The organism is Caballeronia concitans (assembly GCF_001544615.1).
Taxonomy (GTDB): Bacteria; Pseudomonadota; Gammaproteobacteria; order Burkholderiales; family Burkholderiaceae; genus Caballeronia; species Caballeronia concitans.
Map to the genome: position 1 here is coordinate 267,876 of NZ_FCNV02000004.1, position 17,474 is coordinate 285,349.

The 17,474-nt window shown below is 63.7% G+C and carries 18 protein-coding genes; 7 read left to right on the plus strand and 11 right to left on the minus strand.

The window, feature by feature from the left end; all coding sequences use genetic code 11:
* The first annotated feature begins 47 nt into the window (after positions 1 to 47).
* Both AWB72_RS13510 and AWB72_RS13515 read left to right on the plus strand, forming a co-directional pair.
* Entirely contained in the window at positions 48 to 809 is a 762-nt protein-coding gene (locus tag AWB72_RS13510; RefSeq protein ID WP_040052552.1) for a DUF899 domain-containing protein, read from the plus strand.
* A gap of 170 nt (positions 810 to 979) precedes the next feature.
* Positions 980 to 2,518, plus strand: coding sequence for a methyl-accepting chemotaxis protein (locus AWB72_RS13515; RefSeq protein WP_087128137.1), 1,539 nt, complete (start codon positions 980 to 982; stop codon positions 2,516 to 2,518).
* A 55-nt stretch (positions 2,519 to 2,573) separates the two neighbouring features.
* Here AWB72_RS13515 and AWB72_RS13520 read toward each other — a convergent pair whose 3' ends face one another.
* From AWB72_RS13520 to AWB72_RS13540, 5 genes are read right to left on the minus strand one after another with little or no spacing between them, the layout of a single operon-like run.
* A complete protein-coding gene (locus AWB72_RS13520; protein ID WP_087128120.1) occupies positions 2,574 to 3,275 on the minus strand; it encodes a substrate-binding domain-containing protein in 702 nt (233 codons plus the stop codon).
* An 11-nt stretch (positions 3,276 to 3,286) separates the two neighbouring features.
* Positions 3,287 to 3,970: a 4-carboxy-4-hydroxy-2-oxoadipate aldolase/oxaloacetate decarboxylase gene (ligK, locus tag AWB72_RS13525; protein ID WP_040052554.1), complete on the minus strand. Its 684-nt coding sequence runs from the start codon at positions 3,968 to 3,970 to the stop codon at positions 3,287 to 3,289.
* 2 nt (positions 3,971 to 3,972) lie between these two features.
* Positions 3,973 to 4,998, minus strand: a complete 1,026-nt coding sequence (locus AWB72_RS13530; RefSeq protein ID WP_040052555.1) for an amidohydrolase family protein — start codon at positions 4,996 to 4,998, stop codon at positions 3,973 to 3,975.
* A gap of 12 nt (positions 4,999 to 5,010) precedes the next feature.
* Positions 5,011 to 6,360, minus strand: a complete 1,350-nt coding sequence (locus AWB72_RS13535; protein ID WP_040052556.1) for an MFS transporter — start codon at positions 6,358 to 6,360, stop codon at positions 5,011 to 5,013.
* Between the two features lie 27 nt (positions 6,361 to 6,387).
* Positions 6,388 to 7,689: a gallate dioxygenase gene (locus AWB72_RS13540; protein WP_040052706.1), complete on the minus strand. Its 1,302-nt coding sequence runs from the start codon at positions 7,687 to 7,689 to the stop codon at positions 6,388 to 6,390.
* A gap of 351 nt (positions 7,690 to 8,040) precedes the next feature.
* Here AWB72_RS13540 and AWB72_RS13545 point away from each other — a divergent pair, with 351 nt between their 5' ends.
* Positions 8,041 to 8,343, plus strand: coding sequence for a high-potential iron-sulfur protein (locus AWB72_RS13545; RefSeq protein ID WP_040052557.1), 303 nt, complete (start codon positions 8,041 to 8,043; stop codon positions 8,341 to 8,343).
* Positions 8,344 to 8,355: 12 nt separating this feature from the next.
* Here the strand turns inward: AWB72_RS13545 and AWB72_RS13550 are convergent, their stop codons facing one another.
* Entirely contained in the window at positions 8,356 to 8,844 is a 489-nt protein-coding gene (locus tag AWB72_RS13550; RefSeq protein WP_040052558.1) for a DUF4019 domain-containing protein, read from the minus strand.
* A 118-nt stretch (positions 8,845 to 8,962) separates the two neighbouring features.
* On the opposite strand from AWB72_RS13550, the gene AWB72_RS13555 reads away from it, so the two are divergent.
* Positions 8,963 to 9,835, plus strand: coding sequence for an endonuclease/exonuclease/phosphatase family protein (locus AWB72_RS13555; RefSeq protein ID WP_040052559.1), 873 nt, complete (start codon positions 8,963 to 8,965; stop codon positions 9,833 to 9,835).
* On the opposite strand, the gene AWB72_RS13560 is transcribed toward AWB72_RS13555, so the two are convergent.
* The 3 genes from AWB72_RS13560 to AWB72_RS13570 all read right to left on the minus strand — a co-directional run bounded on the left by AWB72_RS13560 (position 9,832) and on the right by AWB72_RS13570 (position 13,106).
* On the minus strand, positions 9,832 to 10,902 hold the full coding sequence (locus tag AWB72_RS13560; protein ID WP_040052560.1) for a M14 family metallopeptidase: 1,071 nt from the start codon (positions 10,900 to 10,902) through the stop codon (positions 9,832 to 9,834). The two genes, AWB72_RS13555 and AWB72_RS13560, sit on opposite strands and share 4 nt — an antisense overlap.
* Positions 10,903 to 10,911: 9 nt before the next feature.
* Positions 10,912 to 12,105, minus strand: coding sequence for a M20 aminoacylase family protein (locus tag AWB72_RS13565; RefSeq protein WP_040052561.1), 1,194 nt, complete (start codon positions 12,103 to 12,105; stop codon positions 10,912 to 10,914).
* Between the two features lie 104 nt (positions 12,106 to 12,209).
* Positions 12,210 to 13,106 carry a LysR substrate-binding domain-containing protein gene (locus AWB72_RS13570; RefSeq protein WP_040052562.1) on the minus strand — a complete coding sequence of 299 codons (897 nt, stop codon included), beginning with the start codon at positions 13,104 to 13,106 and terminating at the stop codon, positions 12,210 to 12,212.
* A 174-nt stretch (positions 13,107 to 13,280) separates the two neighbouring features.
* Here AWB72_RS13570 and AWB72_RS13575 point away from each other — a divergent pair, with 174 nt between their 5' ends.
* Complete coding sequence (locus tag AWB72_RS13575; protein WP_040052563.1) at positions 13,281 to 14,597, plus strand: MFS transporter; 1,317 nt, start codon at positions 13,281 to 13,283, stop codon at positions 14,595 to 14,597.
* A 14-nt stretch (positions 14,598 to 14,611) separates the two neighbouring features.
* Here the strand turns inward: AWB72_RS13575 and AWB72_RS28560 are convergent, their stop codons facing one another.
* Together AWB72_RS28560 and AWB72_RS13580 are read right to left on the minus strand one after the other, a co-directional pair.
* Positions 14,612 to 14,791 (minus strand): hypothetical protein, encoded by a 180-nt coding sequence (locus AWB72_RS28560; protein WP_143754629.1) that lies wholly within the window; start codon positions 14,789 to 14,791, stop codon positions 14,612 to 14,614.
* Between the two features lie 114 nt (positions 14,792 to 14,905).
* On the minus strand, positions 14,906 to 15,583 hold the full coding sequence (locus tag AWB72_RS13580; RefSeq protein WP_040052564.1) for a nitroreductase: 678 nt from the start codon (positions 15,581 to 15,583) through the stop codon (positions 14,906 to 14,908).
* A gap of 268 nt (positions 15,584 to 15,851) precedes the next feature.
* Between AWB72_RS13580 and AWB72_RS13585 the strand changes: the two genes are divergently transcribed.
* Both AWB72_RS13585 and AWB72_RS13590 read left to right on the plus strand, forming a co-directional pair.
* Positions 15,852 to 16,457 (plus strand): (2Fe-2S)-binding protein, encoded by a 606-nt coding sequence (locus AWB72_RS13585; RefSeq protein WP_084593083.1) that lies wholly within the window; start codon positions 15,852 to 15,854, stop codon positions 16,455 to 16,457.
* A gap of 10 nt (positions 16,458 to 16,467) precedes the next feature.
* Positions 16,468 to 17,472, plus strand: coding sequence for an FAD binding domain-containing protein (locus AWB72_RS13590; RefSeq protein ID WP_040052565.1), 1,005 nt, complete (start codon positions 16,468 to 16,470; stop codon positions 17,470 to 17,472).
* Positions 17,473 to 17,474 lie beyond the last annotated feature (2 nt).

Sequence of the window (17,474 nt, forward strand, 5' to 3'; positions counted from 1 at the left end):
GATGTCATTTCACACGACGCACACTGACGCATAACGGAGGCATACCCATGACGACTCATCTCACCGGAACGCGCGAGGACTGGCTGGGCGCGCGGCTCGATCTGCTCAGGGCGGAAAAGGAACTCACGCGCCAAAGCGACGAACTCGCACGGCAACGGCAGAATCTGCCATGGGTTCGCGTCGACAAGGCGTATCGCTTCGATACCGAAACGGGCAGCGCCACGCTCGCCGATCTCTTCGGCGGCCGCTCGCAACTGCTCGTTTATCACTTCATGTTCGGGCCGGACTGGAGCGCGGGATGCCCGTCGTGTTCGTCGATCGCGGACAGCTTCAACGGCTTCGCCATTCACCTCGCGCATCACGATGTCGCGCTGTGGACGGTATCGCGTGCGCCCATCGAGAAGCTCGCGGCCTACAAGAAGCGCATGGAATGGACGTTCCCGTGGGCGTCCGCGCATGACGGCGAATTTAACTACGATTTCAACGTGTCGTTCACGGAAGCGCAGCAACGCGCGGGCGATATCGAATACAACTACGCGCGCGGCACACACGCGATGGACATGAAAGACGCGCCCGCGCCCGTCAAGGCATTCGCTGCCGATTGCGGCACCGACGCGCCGAGCTTCACGCGCGACCGCCCCGGCATGAGTGCGTTCGCCCGGGAAGACGGCGTCGTGTATCACACGTATTCGGCGTACGCGCGCGGACTCGATGCGCTATGGGGCATGTATCAATGGCTCGATCGCGCGCCCAAGGGCCGCAACGAAACGGGCAACTGGTGGAAGCGGCACGACGAGTACGCGAAGTAAATAAACGAACGATCGCTTCTCTCATGCGTTCGTCTACGTGTTTCCCTGTATTCATGTGGCTCGCGCGGCTGTCGATATGCCTGAAGTCCGATGGATTCCATCGGCCGCGCGCCAGGCGCTGCATCGCAGCCGGTGCGAATACGACGCGATGCAGCCACTTCGGGGATGACATGTTTTCGACTATCAAAGGCCGGCTGGCGTTGGCCATGACGCTGCTGAGCGCGCTGCTGATTGGAATCGGACTGGTCGGCCTCATCGGCATGACGCAGTCCAACGCGGTGACGCACGCGCTCTTCACGCACGAAATGCCGAGCGCGGTGTCCATCGGCAATGCGGAGATGTTCATGGCGCGCGAGCGTCTCTGCTTCGACCGCGCGGCATTGAACCTCGGCACGAGCGCGGCGGAAGACGCCATCGCCCGTGGCGCGCTCATGCGCAAGACATCCGACGATGCGTGGTCCACCTACGCCGCGCTTCCGCAAGACGCTGAAGAGAAAGCGGTCGCGGACAAGTTCAACACGCAGCGCATCGAGATGCAGAAGCTGATCGATCAAGGCTACGCCGATGTGCGCGCGAAGGAACAGGACAAGGCCACCGCCGATGCGAGCGCCATGCAGGTTGCGTTCAACGAACTGGCGAAGACGGGCGTCGCGCTGCGCAAGTTGCAGTTCGAGACGGCGCAGAAGGCATTCGACGAAGGGCAAGCGCAGTTCCAGATGTTCCGCACGGCAAGCATCATGGCGATCCTGTTCGGCGTGGCGGCGGCGGCATATTCGTGGGTCTCGCTGCGCCGGCGCATCGCGCGTCCGCTCGATGCCGCGCTTGCGCAGTTCAGCGCCATCGCATCGGGCGATCTTCGCCGCGACGTGAACGTCACGTCGAACGATGAAATGGGCCAACTGTTGCGCGGCCTTTCGACGATGCAGGCGAGCCTGATCGAAACGGTGCGTTCGGTTCGCTCGGGCAGCGAATCCATCGCTTCCGCGACGAAGCAGATCGCGGCGGGCAATATCGATCTTTCATCGCGTACGGAAGAACAGGCATCGGCGTTGCAGGAAACGGCGTCGAGCATGGACCAGCTCACGGGCACCGTGAAGCAGAACGCCGACAACGCGCGGCAGGCGAGCACGCTCGCGGCCAACGCTTCCGAGATCGCGGCCAAGGGCAGCCATGTCGTGTCGCAAGTGGTCACGACGATGGGCGAGATCAATCAAAGCTCGTCGAAGATCGCGGACATCATCACGATCATCGAAGGCATCGCGTTCCAGACGAACATTCTCGCGTTGAACGCTGCAGTGGAAGCGGCGCGCGCGGGCGAGGAAGGACGCGGCTTCGCAGTCGTGGCGGGCGAAGTGCGGTCGCTGGCGCAACGCTCGTCGGCGGCGGCGAAGGAGATCAAGGAACTGATCGATACGTCGGTGGAACGCGTGCAGTCGGGCAGCGCGCTCGTGGATCAAGCGGGCCGCACGATGCACGACATCAGCGGCGCGGTGCAGCGCGTGACGGACATCATGGGCGAGATCGCGGCGGCATCGGAAGAACAGAGCAGCGGCATCGATCAGGTTGCGCGCGCGGTCACGCAAATGGATAAAGTGACGCAGCAGAACGCGGCGCTCGTGGAAGAAGCGGCGGCGGCGGCGCAATCGCTGGAAGATCAGGCGGCGGCGTTGCGCACGGCGGTCGAGACGTTCCGCCTGCAGGAGGCTTGAGTTTCTCGCGTCGATGTCGGCCCGCGCTTGAGCATGAAGCGCGGGCCTTTTTGCTTTAGAGCGCCGCTTCCATGCCGTATCGATGTTTCACTGCATCGGCATCGGGTTGAGACATGAAGTGCAGCAAGGACTTTGCGCCTCGCGGCGCGCGCGCATTCGCGCAGACCGCGCCTTCGAACACCGTCATCGCCTGAATCTCATTGGGCATCGAACCGATCACGTCGATGCCATCGACGCCGATCAACTCGCTCGTCTGCTGAAACCCGAGCGCCGCTTCGCCACGCGCGATCAACGCGCCCACGCCGACACCCGGCGGCGCCTGCACGAGACGCGATGCGATCGTTCGCGCGATACCCCATCGCTCGAAGAGGCGCATCAGGTGCGCGCCGCTCGGTCCCGTCGAATAGCCGATGCTGCGCGCGGCCAGCACCGCATTGCGCACGGCGGCTTCGGTATCGACAGAAGGACGCGATGCCCCCGCCGCCACGGCGATTGCGATGCCCGATCGCGCGATGCCCACGCGGCTCGCCGCATCGACGCGCCCTGCCGCTGCGAGCTTGGCGATCGCATCGGCGGCGAGCACGACGATGTCGAACGCTTCGCCTTCTTCCACGCGACGCGCCGCCGCCACGCCGCCCACCGATTTGACCGTCACGCGCTGCCCGAAGCGCTGCGTATAGGCATCGGCGAGATCGTTGAGGACGTGACGCGTCGCCATCGACGATATGACCGTGATGGCCTCATGTGTCTCGTTCATCGCGCACCCGCTCAGTCGATATAGCGCAGGCCCGCGCGTTGCAACGGCTCGCGCATGCTGTACATGTCGAGGCCGAGCACGCCGCTCGCTAACTTCGCGCGCTTCTCTTCTTCGAGCGCCTCGCGCGCGACGGCTTTTTCAAGCACTTTTTTCGCCGATGCCGACGGCACCACGACGACACCGTCATCGTCCGCCACGATCACATCGCCCGGCGTCACGAACGCGCCCGCGCACACAACGGGAATGTTCACCGAGCCGAGCGTGGCCTTCACCGTGCCCTTCGACGAGATCGCTCGGCTCCACACCGGAAAGCCCATTTCGGTGAGCACGCGCACATCGCGCACGCCGCCGTCGATGACGAGCGCCCGCGCGCCACGCGCCTTGAAACTCGTCGCGAGCAGGTCGCCGAAGAATCCATCGGTGTTGTCGGTCGTGCAGGCAGCCACGACGATATCGCCCGGCTGAATCTGCTCGGCCGCGACGTGCAGCATCCAGTTGTCGCCCGGTTGAAGCAGGACCGTTACCGCGGTGCCGCTCGCCTGCGCGCCCGCATAGATGGGCCGCATGTAGGTCTTCATCAGGCCGACGCGGCCCATCGCTTCATGCACCGTCGCCGAGCCGAGCGCGCCGAGCTTCGCGGCTGCGTCGCCATCCGCGCGATCGATGTTGCGATACACCACTCCGAGTTCGTACATGGTCACCGTCCCTTTGCCTTGAGCGCCACATCGAGCCGCGGATACACGCGGCGTGCGTTGCCTTCGTAGATCTTGTAGCGCGCTTCCGGCTGCATCGATGCAGCTTCGATATAGCGCTTCGTGTCGTCGAAATAATGTCCCGTTTCAGGATCGATGCCACGCACCGCACCGATCATCTCGCTCGCGAACAGAATGTTGTCGACGGGAATCACGCGCGTGAGCAAGTCGATGCCCGGCTGATGATAGACGCAGGTGTCGAAAAACACGTTGTTGAGCAAATGATCCTTCAGCAACGGCTTTTTGAGTTCTTGCGCGAGACCGCGAAAGCGTCCCCAGTGATACGGCACCGCGCCGCCGCCATGCGGAATCACGAAACGCAACGTGGGGAAATCGCGGAACAGATCGGACGTGAGGCATTGCATGAACGCGGTGGTGTCGGCGTTCAGATAATGCGCGCCCGTCGTATGAAAGCACGCGTTGCAGCTCGTGCTGACGTGGATCATCGCGGGGATGTCGTACTCGACCATCTTCTCGTAGATCGGATACCAGTAGCGGTCCGAGAGCGGCGGGCTCGTCCAGTGTCCGCCCGAAGGGTCCGGGTTCAGATTGACCGCGACATTGCCGTATTGCTCCACGCACTTCACGAGTTCGGGAATGCACGTCGATACATCGACGCCGGGAGTTTGCGGCAGCATCGCCGCCGGAATGAAGTGATCGGGAAACAACTGGCTCACGCGATAGCACAGCTCGTTGCATATCGCGGCCCACGTGCTCGACACTTCAAAGTCCCCGATGTGATGCGCCATGAAGCTCGCACGCGGGCTGAAAAGGGTGAGGTCGAGACCGCGCTCGCGCATCAGCCGCAACTGATTGCTTTCGATGGACTCGCGCAGTTCGTCGTCGCCAATGCTGAGTTCCGATACGCGCGGCATCTCCGATGGATTCTTGATGCCAGCGATCTGCCGGTTGCGCCACGCTTCCAGCGCCTTGGGCGCGGTGGTGTAGTGGCCGTGTATGTCGATGATCATTCGAACTCCGTACTAATGTGCGACGGTCGTCTGCGGCGCGGTTTCGCCCGCGCGGCCGCGTTGTGCGACGAGAATGGCAATGGCTGCGAGCGTCGCGGGCACGGCGAGCATCGCGAGGATCGCGCCGAACTGCCAGCCGAGGCCGAGCAGCGCGCCGCCGAACGCCGAACCGAAGATGCTGCCGAAGCGGCCCATGCCGAGCATCCAGCTCACGCCGGTTGCACGCGCGACCGTCGGATAGCGGTTCGGTGCGAACGCGTTGAGTCCGGTCTGTGCGCCGCTCATGCAGAAGCCCGCGGCGAACACGAGCAGCGCAAGCGACGACGACAGCGCGCCGATCCACGCCAGCCCGAGCACGCACAGCGCGCCGCCGAGATATGCCGCGCTGATGACGGGCGCAGGCCGCACGCGGTCCATGATCCAGCCGACCACAATCGCGCCGATCGTCCCGCCGATCTGGAACATCGCCGTGATATTGGCCGCTGCGGACACGGTGAGGCCCGCGTCCTTCATCAAGGTCGGCAGCCAGCCGGTCAGCAGATAGATCACGAGCAGGCCCATGAAATACGTGACCCAGAGCGCCGCCGTCAGCACGCCGTAGCCATGCGAGAACAGCACGCCGATGGGCTTCTTCGTCGGCAGCGGCGGCTCGTTCGAGACGAAGATTTCATCGCCATTGAAGCGCGCGCCGCATACGCGTCCGAGCACCTTGCGAATCCGTTCCTGCGTCGCGCCGCGCACCGCAAGCAGACGCGCCGACTCGGGCAGCAACCAGAGTTGCAGCGGGATCAACGCGAGCGGCAACGCGCCGCCGAAGATGAGCACCGAGCGCCAGCCATGCACCGGAATCAGCCATCCCGCGACGAAGCCGATCAGCGCGGAACCGAGATTGAAGCCCGTGAACATGATTGTGATGAGCAGCGCGCGCTTGCGTTGCGGTGCGTACTCGGAGAGCAGCGTCGTCGTGTTGGGCATCGCCGCGCCGAGGCCGATGCCGGTCAGCACGCGCAATATCGCCATGCTCATCGGCGACGTGGTGAACGCGGTCGCGATGGTGAACACGCCGAACAGGAACACCGATGCGATCAGCACGCCCTTGCGTCCTATGCGATCCGATGCCGGTCCCGCCGCCAATGCGCCGATCACGAGACCGATGGGCGCCGCGCTCATCACGAGACCGAACGCGGGCCGCGAGATATGCCAGTCCGCGATGATCGAAGGCGCGATGAAGCCCATGATGGCCACGTCCATGCCGTCGGCGGTGACGACGAGAAAGCACAGCGCCACCAGCAGCCACTGGTAGGCGGAGATGGGCCGCTCGTCGATAAAGCTCTTGATGTCGATGGTTCTACCGCTAGTCATGTGTGTCTCCGTCCCTGTATGTATGTTTTATTCCTTGCCCTTCTCCGCCTTGTCCCAGTCGAGCTTGCCCGCGCCCTTGCCCGCGACCGAATACAGCGCGCCGGGTGCGTTGCGGGTCCGCTGGAATGCATCGAGCGTTTCACCGCGCATGGCGGCATAGATATGCAGGTTCGATACGCCCGTCACCGCGCCGAGCTTCTCGAGCATGAAGAAGATGACGCCGTAATGCAGCAGCGCGCGCCAGTCACGTCGGCGGATCATGTCGCGCTCTTCTTCGCTCAAGCCCGCCGCTTCGAAACTTTCGTCGGCGTCCTTCTGAAAGGCTTCGCGATGCGCGGGCTCGATCATGCGATGCAGATAATCGTTGATGCGATACGCGCGCACCGCCGTTTCGATATCGAACGGATACGTGCCTTGCAGCTTCTCGACATCCGTGAGTTGTTCCGCCATGCGCTGACGATGTCGCTCGATGATCGCGGGCTTCGTCTCGCTGTCTTCGCCTTCGTAGATGGCGGTCGCGATGCCGGCCATCGAAGGCAGGTAGTAGCTGCGATGCTTGCACACGACATTCGACGACAACGCGCCGCGCATCGTGAGCCACATGATCACCTCAGCGCCTTCATAGCCGCCCAACTCCGCATATTCCGCGAGCGTCATGTCCGCGAGCTGCTCGGGATCGCGCTCGAAGAGATCGAGAAAACGCGCGTCCCATTCGGTATTGTTGAAGCCGGCGCGCTCGCCGTGCACCTGATGCGAGAGGCCGCCCGTGGCGAGAATCGCGACCTTGATGTCTTCCGGGTAGCTTTCGATGGCGCGACGCAGCGCACGGCCGAGCTTGTAGAAGCGGCGCGCGCTCGGCATCGGCAATTGCAGCACGCCCATTTGCAGCGGCACGATGCTGACGGGCCACTCGGGTGTGTGCGGGCACAGCATCGAAAGCGGCGAGAAGCAGCCGTGATCGAGCGGCTTGTTCTGGAAGAACGACATGTCGAACTCGTCCGTGACGAGCGACTTGCCGATGTGCGCGGCGAGTGCCGGATGGCCCTTGATCGGCGGAAGATCGCGCGCGCCGCCGCCTTCATCGGCGACATGCCATTCGGGACCGACGCCCAGCGCGAACGCCGAGTAATGGTCGAAGAAGAACGACGTGACGTGATCGTTGTAGATGGTCACGATCACATCGGGACGCTTCTCTTCGATCCAGTCCGCGAGCGGCGCGAAGTTCTTGAAGATCGGCGCCCATACGGGATCGTCGCGCTTGTTCTTGTCGAATGCGAAACCGATGGTCGGCGTGTGCGAGGCGGCAATGCCGCCGATGATGCGGGCCATGTTCAGATGCTCCGTGAGATGCCGGGCGATGAGGCGCTCGTCGACTGCACGCGGCCCGGTTCGTTGCGAAAACTTGAGCGGACGATACGGCGTGCGCCGCATGCGCGGAACTGCGCGTAAACCATGAGGCGATGCGAGTGCGACGGCATGCGGAATGATGGATCGTTGCCGGTGGCGGCTTGGCGGGCGGGGACGGCGCGTCGCGCGCCATTCTTTCCGATAAACAAAACAGATGGCCGGACAAAAAGGACGCAAGCGGAAGGCAAGCGGCACGCTCGTGCATGCATCGATGCGCGAGTCGGCGTATCGTTCCGTTAGCGCAAGAGAACGACAACCGGACCACTCCACGATATGAACCATTCCCGCCGCAGTTTCATGGTGCTGACGATGGGCGCGGGCGCGTCGCTATGGCTCGCGCGCGCGAACGCGGCCCCGCATTTGAGCGAAGCCGATCCGGCGGCTGTGGCCGTCGGCTATAAGGAAGACGCCGCGAAAGTGGACAAGGCGAAGTACCCGAACTTCGCGGCGGATCAGACGTGCGCGAATTGCTCGCTGTTTCAGGGCAAATCCACCGATGCCTGGGGCGGATGCACGCTATTCAGTGGGAAGGACGTGGCGGCGAAGGGATGGTGTGCGTCGTGGACGAATATGTAGGAGCGGTGCGCCTCAACGCACCGAATACCCCACGAATCGCCAGCTTCTGTCCGCATCGAGAATGAACGTCACGACTTCGCGCGACGGCCGTTGCGGCTGGCTGAACTGCGTATCGAATGTGACGCTCATGAACCATCCCGCGGGCATGTTGCCCGTGCCGTCGAAGTGCAGATGCTTCACGCCCATCGGCATGCGCATGCCCGGCGTGCCGAGCGTCGCGCGATCCCGCGAAACCTTGCTCACGAAGTCCTCGCGCGCGATGACCCGCTTCGCCACGTCGGACGACGCATCCCACACATCGCCCGCCTCGTTCTGATCGATCAGCTTCACGATCGTCGCCGCCATTTCCGCGATATCCTGATCCTGCTTGTCGAGGCCCGCCTGCTGCTCGCGCGTGAGCGACGGCGCCGGCCCAGTCTGCGGCACAGGCTGCGCCTGACAGGCGATGCAGAACGACATCGATGAAATCCCGCTCAACCACAGTTTCGTGCTCGTTTTCATGGTGCATTCATGATGTGTTTCGATAGCGCGGATTGTAGGCCGCGCTTTTTCGAGACAGTCAGAAATACTGACTTTCGCAAGACGGACTCGCGCACGAACCGACCCGAGGATCACGAACATGCGACTCGTCGACTGGAATATCCAATGGGGACGCGGCGTGGATGGCCGCGTCGATCTGCCGCGCATCGTGAGCGAGGCCAAGGCGCTGCACGACTTCGACGTGCTCTGTCTGCAGGAAGTCACGCGCGGCTTTCATGAAAGCGAGGAAGCGGGCGGGCTCGCGGGCCGCCCGAGCGCCGATCAGTTCGCCGAGCTGGCCGCGCTGATTCCGGGCGCGACCGTCATCGAAGGCATCGGGTCCGATCTTCCGCCGATGGGCGCAGGCCTCGCGCGCCGGCAGTTCGGCAACGCCATCGTCAGCCGTCTGCCCGTGCGGCAAGTGCTGCGCCATTCGCTGCCGTGGCCCGCCGATCCCGCGAAGCCGTCGATGCTGCGTATCGCGCTCGAAGCGGTCATCGAAACGGATGTCGGCCCGGTGCGCATCATCAGCACGCATCTGGAGTTTTATTCGGAGATGCAGCGTCTCGCGCAAGTGGCGCGGCTGCGCGAGTTGCACAGCGAAGCGTGCGCGCATGCGCGCAGGCCGTCGAAGCCCGAGAATCCGGCGAGTCCGTTCGCGGACACCGCGCGGCCCATGTCCGCCATCATCTGCGGCGACTTCAATAGCGCGTTCGAAGGCTCCGCGTATCGCGCGATGCTCGAACCCATCGCCGATGCGCCATCCTTCGTCGATGCATGGACCTGCGCGCATCCGGACGAGCCGCGCGCCGCGACCGTCGGCCTCTACGATCACGAGCAGTGGGCCGACGGTCCGTTCGCGTGCGACTTCATCTTCGTCACCGACGATCTGAAGCCGCGCATCGTCGGATGCGAGGCCGATCAGAAGAGCCGGTCATCGGACCATCAGCCGATGTGGCTCGAACTGCGTTAGCCCTCGCGCGACAAGCCGTAGACCGCCTGGAGCACCGCCGCGCGCGCCTGGCCCAGAATCATGCCGCGCCATGTGTCGTCGTCGATATAGAACGCCGCGCGAATCTGTCGGCGGATGCCGGCCTTCAACGCGTCGGGCGCGTCGGCGTGATGGCGCAGCCACACATCGGCGCGAAGCATGTCGAGCATGTCGGTGAGCGGCACGGTGCCGTATTCGATCGCGATCGCCGCGTTCGACGCATGCGGGCACGTCTGCGACAGCACATCGAGCAGCGGCCCGGCGACATCCGCCGCGATGGACGTGCCGTCGAGCGGGCTCGTCACGTCCGCGCCCCACCATCGCCTTGCACGCGCGAGATCGCCGACGTTGATCTTCGCGCCGAAGCCGCTCGGCCCGAGTCCCGTATGAAAATCGATCCAGCCGATGGCCGCGCAATGCTCGCCGTAGTCGGCGAGAATCTCGCGCATCGTGCGCGTGCTCCATGCCGTTTCGCTGCCGCCGTAGAACATGCCTTCGGCGTGCGTGTACTGGCCCGTCGTCACCGCTTCCTGATACGCCCACTGGCCGCGCGTATCGATATAGTCGCGGATCGCGGCGACGTTCGCTTCATCGGGCGGCCATGTCTCCGGTATCAGCAAGCCGTGCAGTTCCGCATAGCCCGCGTTCTGCCGCAAGGGCGCGTCGAAATCCACGCTGTTGCGATTCAGATCGACGTTGCCCTCTGTCGTGCGGCTCAGGTACGAAAAGCCATACGGGTTGATCGCATGCACGAGCAGGAGCGCGACGCCGAGCTTGTCGAGCAGCGCGGGCAACGCGTCGTCGTGAAGCAGCGCGATCTGCGCGCCCGAGCCGCAAAAGCCCTCGACACCATGCGTCGCCGATGTCAGCACGAGCATGCGCTTCGCATCGGCCGGCCCCATGCGCACGATATCCGTCGCGAGCGTTTCGCCTTCGAGTCCGCTTATGTCAGGCAGCACGCGCGTGTCGACAGCGAGCTGGCACAGGGCGGCGGCATCGATGAAACGCTGGCGTGCATCGAGGTATGAGGAAGAGAAGTACGTCGTCATGTTCGTCGCTCACGCACGCGAGAGAAACTTCTCGACGAGCTTGACCCAGTACGTCGATCCGAGCGTCAGCACGTTGTCGTTGAAGTCGTAGCTGCTGTTGTGGAGCATGCACGGCCCGAGGCCATGACCATGATCGCGATGCGCGCCTTCGCCATTGCCGATGTATCCATAGCAGCCGGGACGTTCGAGCAGCATGAAGGAGAAGTCTTCCGCGCCCATGGTCGGATCGACGTTCGTGTTCACATGATCGACGCCCGCGACTTCCTGCATCACGCCGAGCGCGAACTGCGTGTCATCGTGCGTGTTCACGGTCGGCGGATAGTTGCGCACGAACTTCACTTCGGCCTTGCATCGATACGCCGCCGCCGTCGCCGCGACGATCTCCTTCATGCGGGTCTCGATGAGATCGAGCACATCGACGGAAAACGTGCGGACGGTGCCCGCGAGCGTCGCGGTCGTCGGAATGGCGTTGACCGCGTGGCCCGCCTGCATCTTCGTGATGGACAGCACGGCGGCATCGATAGGCCGCTTGTTGCGCGTCATGATGCTCTGCAAGCCCGTGCCGATCTGCAGCGCGGTGAAGACGGGATCGACGCCATCGTGCGGAATCGCGGCATGCGAGCCGATGCCTTCGATATGAATCTCGAACTCGTTGCTCGATGCCTGCGTCGCACCGACGCGCGCGCCCATGTTGCCCGCGGGCATGCCCGGCCAGTTATGCAGCGCGAAGACGGCATCGACGGGAAAGCGCTGAAAGAGGCCATCTTCGATCATGGCTTTCGCGCCGCCGCCGCCCTCTTCTGCCGGCTGGAAGATGAACACGACGGTGCCGTCGAAATCGCGATGCTTCGAAAGATATTGCGCGGCGCCGAGGAGCATCGCGGTATGGCCGTCGTGGCCGCACGCGTGCATCTTGTTCTCGTGCTTCGATGCATGCGCGAACGTGTTCGATTCGGGAATCGGCAACGCGTCCATGTCCGCGCGCAAGCCGATGGCGCGCTTGCTCGTGCCTTTCTTCAACACGCCGACGACGCCCGTTTTCCCGAGTCCGCACGTTACCTCGATATCCCAGCTCTCCAGCTTCCTCGCGACGAGTTCGGCGGTGCGCGCTTCTTCGTAGCAGAGTTCGGGATGCGCGTGAATATCGCGGCGAATGGCTTTGAGTTCGTCTTGCGACTGGGCGATCTCGGGAATGATCGGCATGCTTTCCTCTTGGTGGATGAGTGACGGGCCTGACGTTGAAGCATTGTCGATGGCCGTAATTCACAGCGAAAGCTGATATTTCTTGTCCGTGACTTAAGGAAACCTCATGCATCGCGCGCGACGTCGGCGGCTCGCGAACGCGCGCGAATGCTTTCCTGCACCACGCGCATGACCGCGTGACGATCGTGGATCTTGCGCTCCAGCATGCCGACGACGCGTCGCGGCGTGTTCTTCGCGAGCGGCATCACGACGAGCGCCGGATCGCTCGCCCACGACCCGTATTCGAGCAGCGGCACGACGGAGACCCCCGCGCCCTGCCGCACCAGTTCCACGATGACTTCGAGCGAATTGAGTTCGAGGAACTCGCTGACGGTGAGGCGGTTATGGCGCAACGCGCGATCGATCAGCGCGCCGGTGCGCTGCGCACGATCGAAGCGCAGAAAGGGGCCGCTCGCGAGCATGTCGGCGGCATTCGCATACGCGCGTCCCGACGAGCCGACGGCCACGAGCGGCTCCGAATAAAGCGGCGTCCAGTTGAGGCTCGCGGGCGTCTTGCCCGCCATTTCGACGATCACCGCCGCGTCGATCTCGCCTGCCTCGACCTGCGGCGCGAGCGCGAGCGCCTTGCCCGTGAAGAGCCGCACATCGAGCCGCGGATACTGTCCTTTCAGTTCGGTAACGACGGAAGCGAGCGCGCCCATCGCGGAATCCACGGCGCCGATGGAAACCGAGCCGGCGATTTCGTCGTCGAGACCGGTGAGACGCATGCTGTCGTACAGCGCGACGATGCGCTCCGCCTGCGGCAACACCTGCTTGCCGATACTCGTCAGCCGGTTCGTGCGTCCGACGCGATCGAAGAGCGGCCGCTTCAGGTCGTCTTCGAGCGATTGCATCTGCATGCTGACCGCCGCCTGCGTGAGCGCGACCTTTTCGGCGGCGGCGGCGAAGGAGCCATAACGCGCCACGGCAATGAAGGTGCGCAGAAAGCGAATATTGCTCATGACGTGCCTAGGGATTACCCGACGTTGTATTCAGGTTTCCTTGAGGTTTCCTTGAATGTCAGTTCAGAAATTCTATATTTTCTTAATTTATTCCGGCGTAGTCTTTGCATGTTGTCGTAACGGAAAGCGCGAAAACGAACGCGCGATAAAACACACTCTCTCGGAGTCTTTTCGATGAGCACCGTACTACCCGCATCGCACGCCGCTGCCGACAACGCCGCGTCCAATCTATCGGGCCGACGCGCCATCGTCGTTTCGACCATCGGCAATGCGCTCGAATGGTTCGACTTCATGGTGTACGGCTTCTTCGCGGTCATCATCTCCAAGCTGTATTTTCCCGCCACCAGTCCCACCATTTCACTGCTCGCGACGTGGGCCACGTTCGGCGTCGGCTTTCTCACGCGGCCGCTCGGCGGCATCGTGCTCGGCGCGGTGGCGGATCGCGTCGGACGCAAATCGGCGCTCACGCTCACCATCTCGCTGATGGCGGTCGGCATCGCGATCATCGCGTTCGCGCCGACTTATGCGGCCATCGGCGTCGCCGCGCCCTTGCTGATGCTGCTCGGCCGCCTGATCCAGGGCTTCTCTGCCGGCGGCGAAGTGGGCTGCGCAACGGCGTTTCTCGTCGAGTATGCGCCCGCCAACAAGCGCGGCTACTTCGGCAGCTACCAGATGGTCGCGCAGGCGGCGGCAAGCCTCGCGGGATCGTTTTGCGGCGCGGTGCTCACGCGTTCGCTGAGCCCGGAAAGCCTCAATAGCTGGGGATGGCGCGTGCCGTTCGTGCTCGGCTTGCTGATCGTGCCGGTCGGTCTCTATCTGCGCTCGAAGCTGGATGAATCGCCGGTGTTCGTCGAAAAGGCGCAGAAGAACGAACTGACGTCGAGCCCCATCCGCGATACCGCGACCAAGCACTGGCTGCCCGTGCTCGCGGGCCTGGGCCTCACGGTGTTCGGCACCATCGGCACGTATATCTTCCTGCTCTACTTGCCGACGCATGCCACGCGCGTGCTGCACATGGCGCTCACCGACGGCCTCATCAGCTCGACGATCGGCGCGCTCGTGTATCTCGTGTGCTGCCCGGTGTTCGGCAGACTGTCGGATCGCATCGGCCGCAAGAAGATCATGGCGACCGCGCTCGCGCTGTCGTTCCTGACCGCGTATCCGATCTTCGCGGTGCTGACCGCGCATCCGAGCCTGCCGATGCTGATCGTCTGCCAGGCGCTGCTCATGAGCTACCTCGGCATGTATCAGGGCTGCTATCCGGCGTTCATCTCGGAGCTGTTGCCGTCGAGCGTTCGGTCGACGGGCATCTCGGTCAGCTACAACATCGCAGTGATGATCTTCGGCGGTTTCGCGCCGGCCATCGTGCAATGGCTGACGATGACCACGGGCGATGCGCTTTCCATCTGCTACTACGTGATCTTCGGCAGCGCCGTCGCGCTTCTGACCATCATTCCGCTGCGCGACCGCTATAGCGAAGCGCTGCGCTGAGCGTCATCGCGTTTTCATCGTTGAAAGCCGCGCCGCCTTCGGGTGGCGCGGCTTTTTGTTTCGGCGTGGCGTGCGAGAAGTTTTTGAGCGCTTAAGGCCGGGTTAAGAATGAGACCGTACTCTGAAGCCTGACCGACCCACCCCTCCTTCCGGCCGCGCAAGCGGCCCTTTTTTTTCATCGACGCGATGTCCATGCTCCTGCGCCTTCTGCTGGTCCTGATCGCGCTCTCCGTTTTCACGACGGCCGGCGTCGTCGTGCTCTCGCTGGTCGCGCGCCTCGTGTTCGCGCACTAGGGCTTGCGATTCGCTCAATCGCCGAGAAAGCGCACCACGTTCTTCAACGGCTCGCGATCGCTTGCGAGCCGGTTCTCCGGCTGCGACCAGTCCGCGTATCCGAGGCTCATGCCGCATACCACGGTCTCGTGCTCCGGCAGCGTCAACTGTTCGGCAATGATGCGGTGATATCGATTGAACGCCGCCTGCGGACATGTATCGAGCCCGAAGGAACGCGCCATCAGCATGACGTTCTGGATGAACATGCCGTAGTCGAGCCACGAGCCGCGCTCCATCGTGCGGTCGGTGGTGAAGATGATGCCGACGGGCGCGCCGAAGAACGCGAAATTGCGGCCCATCTGCGCGTGCATGCCTTCCTTGTTCTCGCGCGTGAGGCCGAGCAGCGAATACAGCCCGATGCCGAGCGCGCGCCTTCGTTCGATGAAAGGCGATGTCCACGTGCGCGGGTAATACGCGAATTCTTCTTCGTGCTCGCGGTCGGCGGCGGGATTATTGAATACGTCGAGAATCGCGCGCGATAGCGCTTCTTTCGCATCGCCCGTGAGCACATGGACTTTCCACGGCTGGATGTTGCTGCCCGACGGCGCGCGGCATGCGCTTTCCAGTATCGCTTCGAGCGTCGCGCGTTCGACGGGATCGGGCAAGAACGCGCGGATCGAGCGGCGCGAAGCGATGGCATCGGCAACGTTCATGTTTTGCAGTGGAGAAATAGGCAAGGCATCAACGCTACCATGCTCAGGCATGCTTCGTGCCCCCAACGTTTCGTCGTGAATTCGCCTGGCCGTCATCTGTGAAAGATCGGCCACGTCTGCCTATACTGGCTGAGTGTCATCGCCGCAACGCCACGCTTCAACGCACCAACGCACCACGCGTCAACGCTTCATCGCATCTTCGCCTCTCTAAGTCCCGCCGCATCCGCAGCCTCGCGCCGCGCGTTGCGCCATTGAAGGAGATTGCTCGATGCAACATCCCGTTCCCCAATCGACTCCCACGCGCGCCGATAAACCCACAACGAACCGGCTCGCAGACACGCAAGAAGCAAACGGCAACGCGCACGCTGCCGCCGACGTGCTCGCGCCGCCCGCCGCGAAGACAGGCGACGCGAACGCCAGCGTCACGCTGACAATCAACGGTCAAAGCCACACGCTCTCGCTCGATCCGCGCACCACGCTTCTCGATGCGCTGCGCGAGCACGTGCATCTCACCGGCACCAAGAAAGGTTGCGATCACGGGCAATGCGGCGCATGCACCGTGCATGTGAACGGCCGTCGCGTGAACTCGTGCCTGTGCCTCGCCGCCGCGCACGATGGCGACGCGATCACGACGATAGAAGGCATCGGCGAAGTGGACGCGCTGCATCCGATGCAGGCGGCGTTCGTCGAATGCGACGGCTTCCAGTGCGGCTATTGCACCGCCGGCCAGTTGATGTCCGCAGTCGCGCTGCTCGACGAACCCATCGGCGCGAGCGACGACGACGTGCGCGAAGCGATGAGCGGCAATCTGTGCCGCTGCGGCGCGTATCAGAACATCGTCACGGCGATCCAGTCCGTGCGCGGCAAAGAATAAGGAGCGCGCCATGGACATGTTTCAGCTTTCCCGCGCGCGCGATCTGCCCGACGCGATCAAGGCCGGCGCATCCGCGCATACCGCGCAGCAAGGCGCCGAAGTGCGCTTTCTCGCGGGCGGCACGACGCTCGTCGATCTGATGAAGCTCAACGTCGAGCGGCCCGTGCGTATCGTCGATATCAACCGGCTGCCGCTCGGCGAAATCGCGGCGACGGACGACGGCGGCGTGCGCATCGGCGCGACGTCGCGCAATTCGGATGTCGCGCATCATCCGCTGATCCGCGAGCGTTATGCGGTGCTTTCGCAGGCGCTGTTGTCGGGCGCGTCCGTGCAGTTGCGCAACATGGCGACGACCGCGGGCAATCTGCTTCAGCGCACGCGTTGCGTCTATTTCCGCGATACCGCGTCGCCGTGCAACAAGCGCGAGCCGGGAAGCGGCTGCTCCGCGATCGGCGGGGCGAATCGCATGATGGCGATTCTCGGCACGAGCGAAGCGTGCATCGCGAGCAATCCGTCTGACATGAACGTCGCGCTTGCCGCACTCGAAGCGACCATTCACGTGGAAGGCACGAGCGGCAAGCGCGCGATCGCGTTCGACGACTTCCATCTGCTGCCCGGCACGACGCCCGATCGCGAGCACGTGCTCGAAGCCGGCGATCTCGTCACGCACGTGACGCTGCCGCCGCCGGTCGTTGGCGCGCGTTCCGTGTATCTGAAGCTGCGCGACCGCGCATCGTATGAATTCGCGCTCGCTTCGGCGGCGATCGTCGTCGGCGTGAAGGACGGCCGCATCGCGTATGTTCGCGTGGGGCTGGGCGGCGTCGCGACGAAGCCGTGGCGATCGCGCGAAGCCGAGAAGGAACTGCAAGACGCCGCGCCCGAAGAAACCGCGTTCCGGCGCGCCGCCGACGCCGCGCTCGCCGACGCGAAGCCGCAAAGCGAAAACGGCTTCAAGGTGGAACTGGCGAAGCGCTGCATCGTGCATGCGCTCACGCTCGCCACGCAGGCATCCTGAAC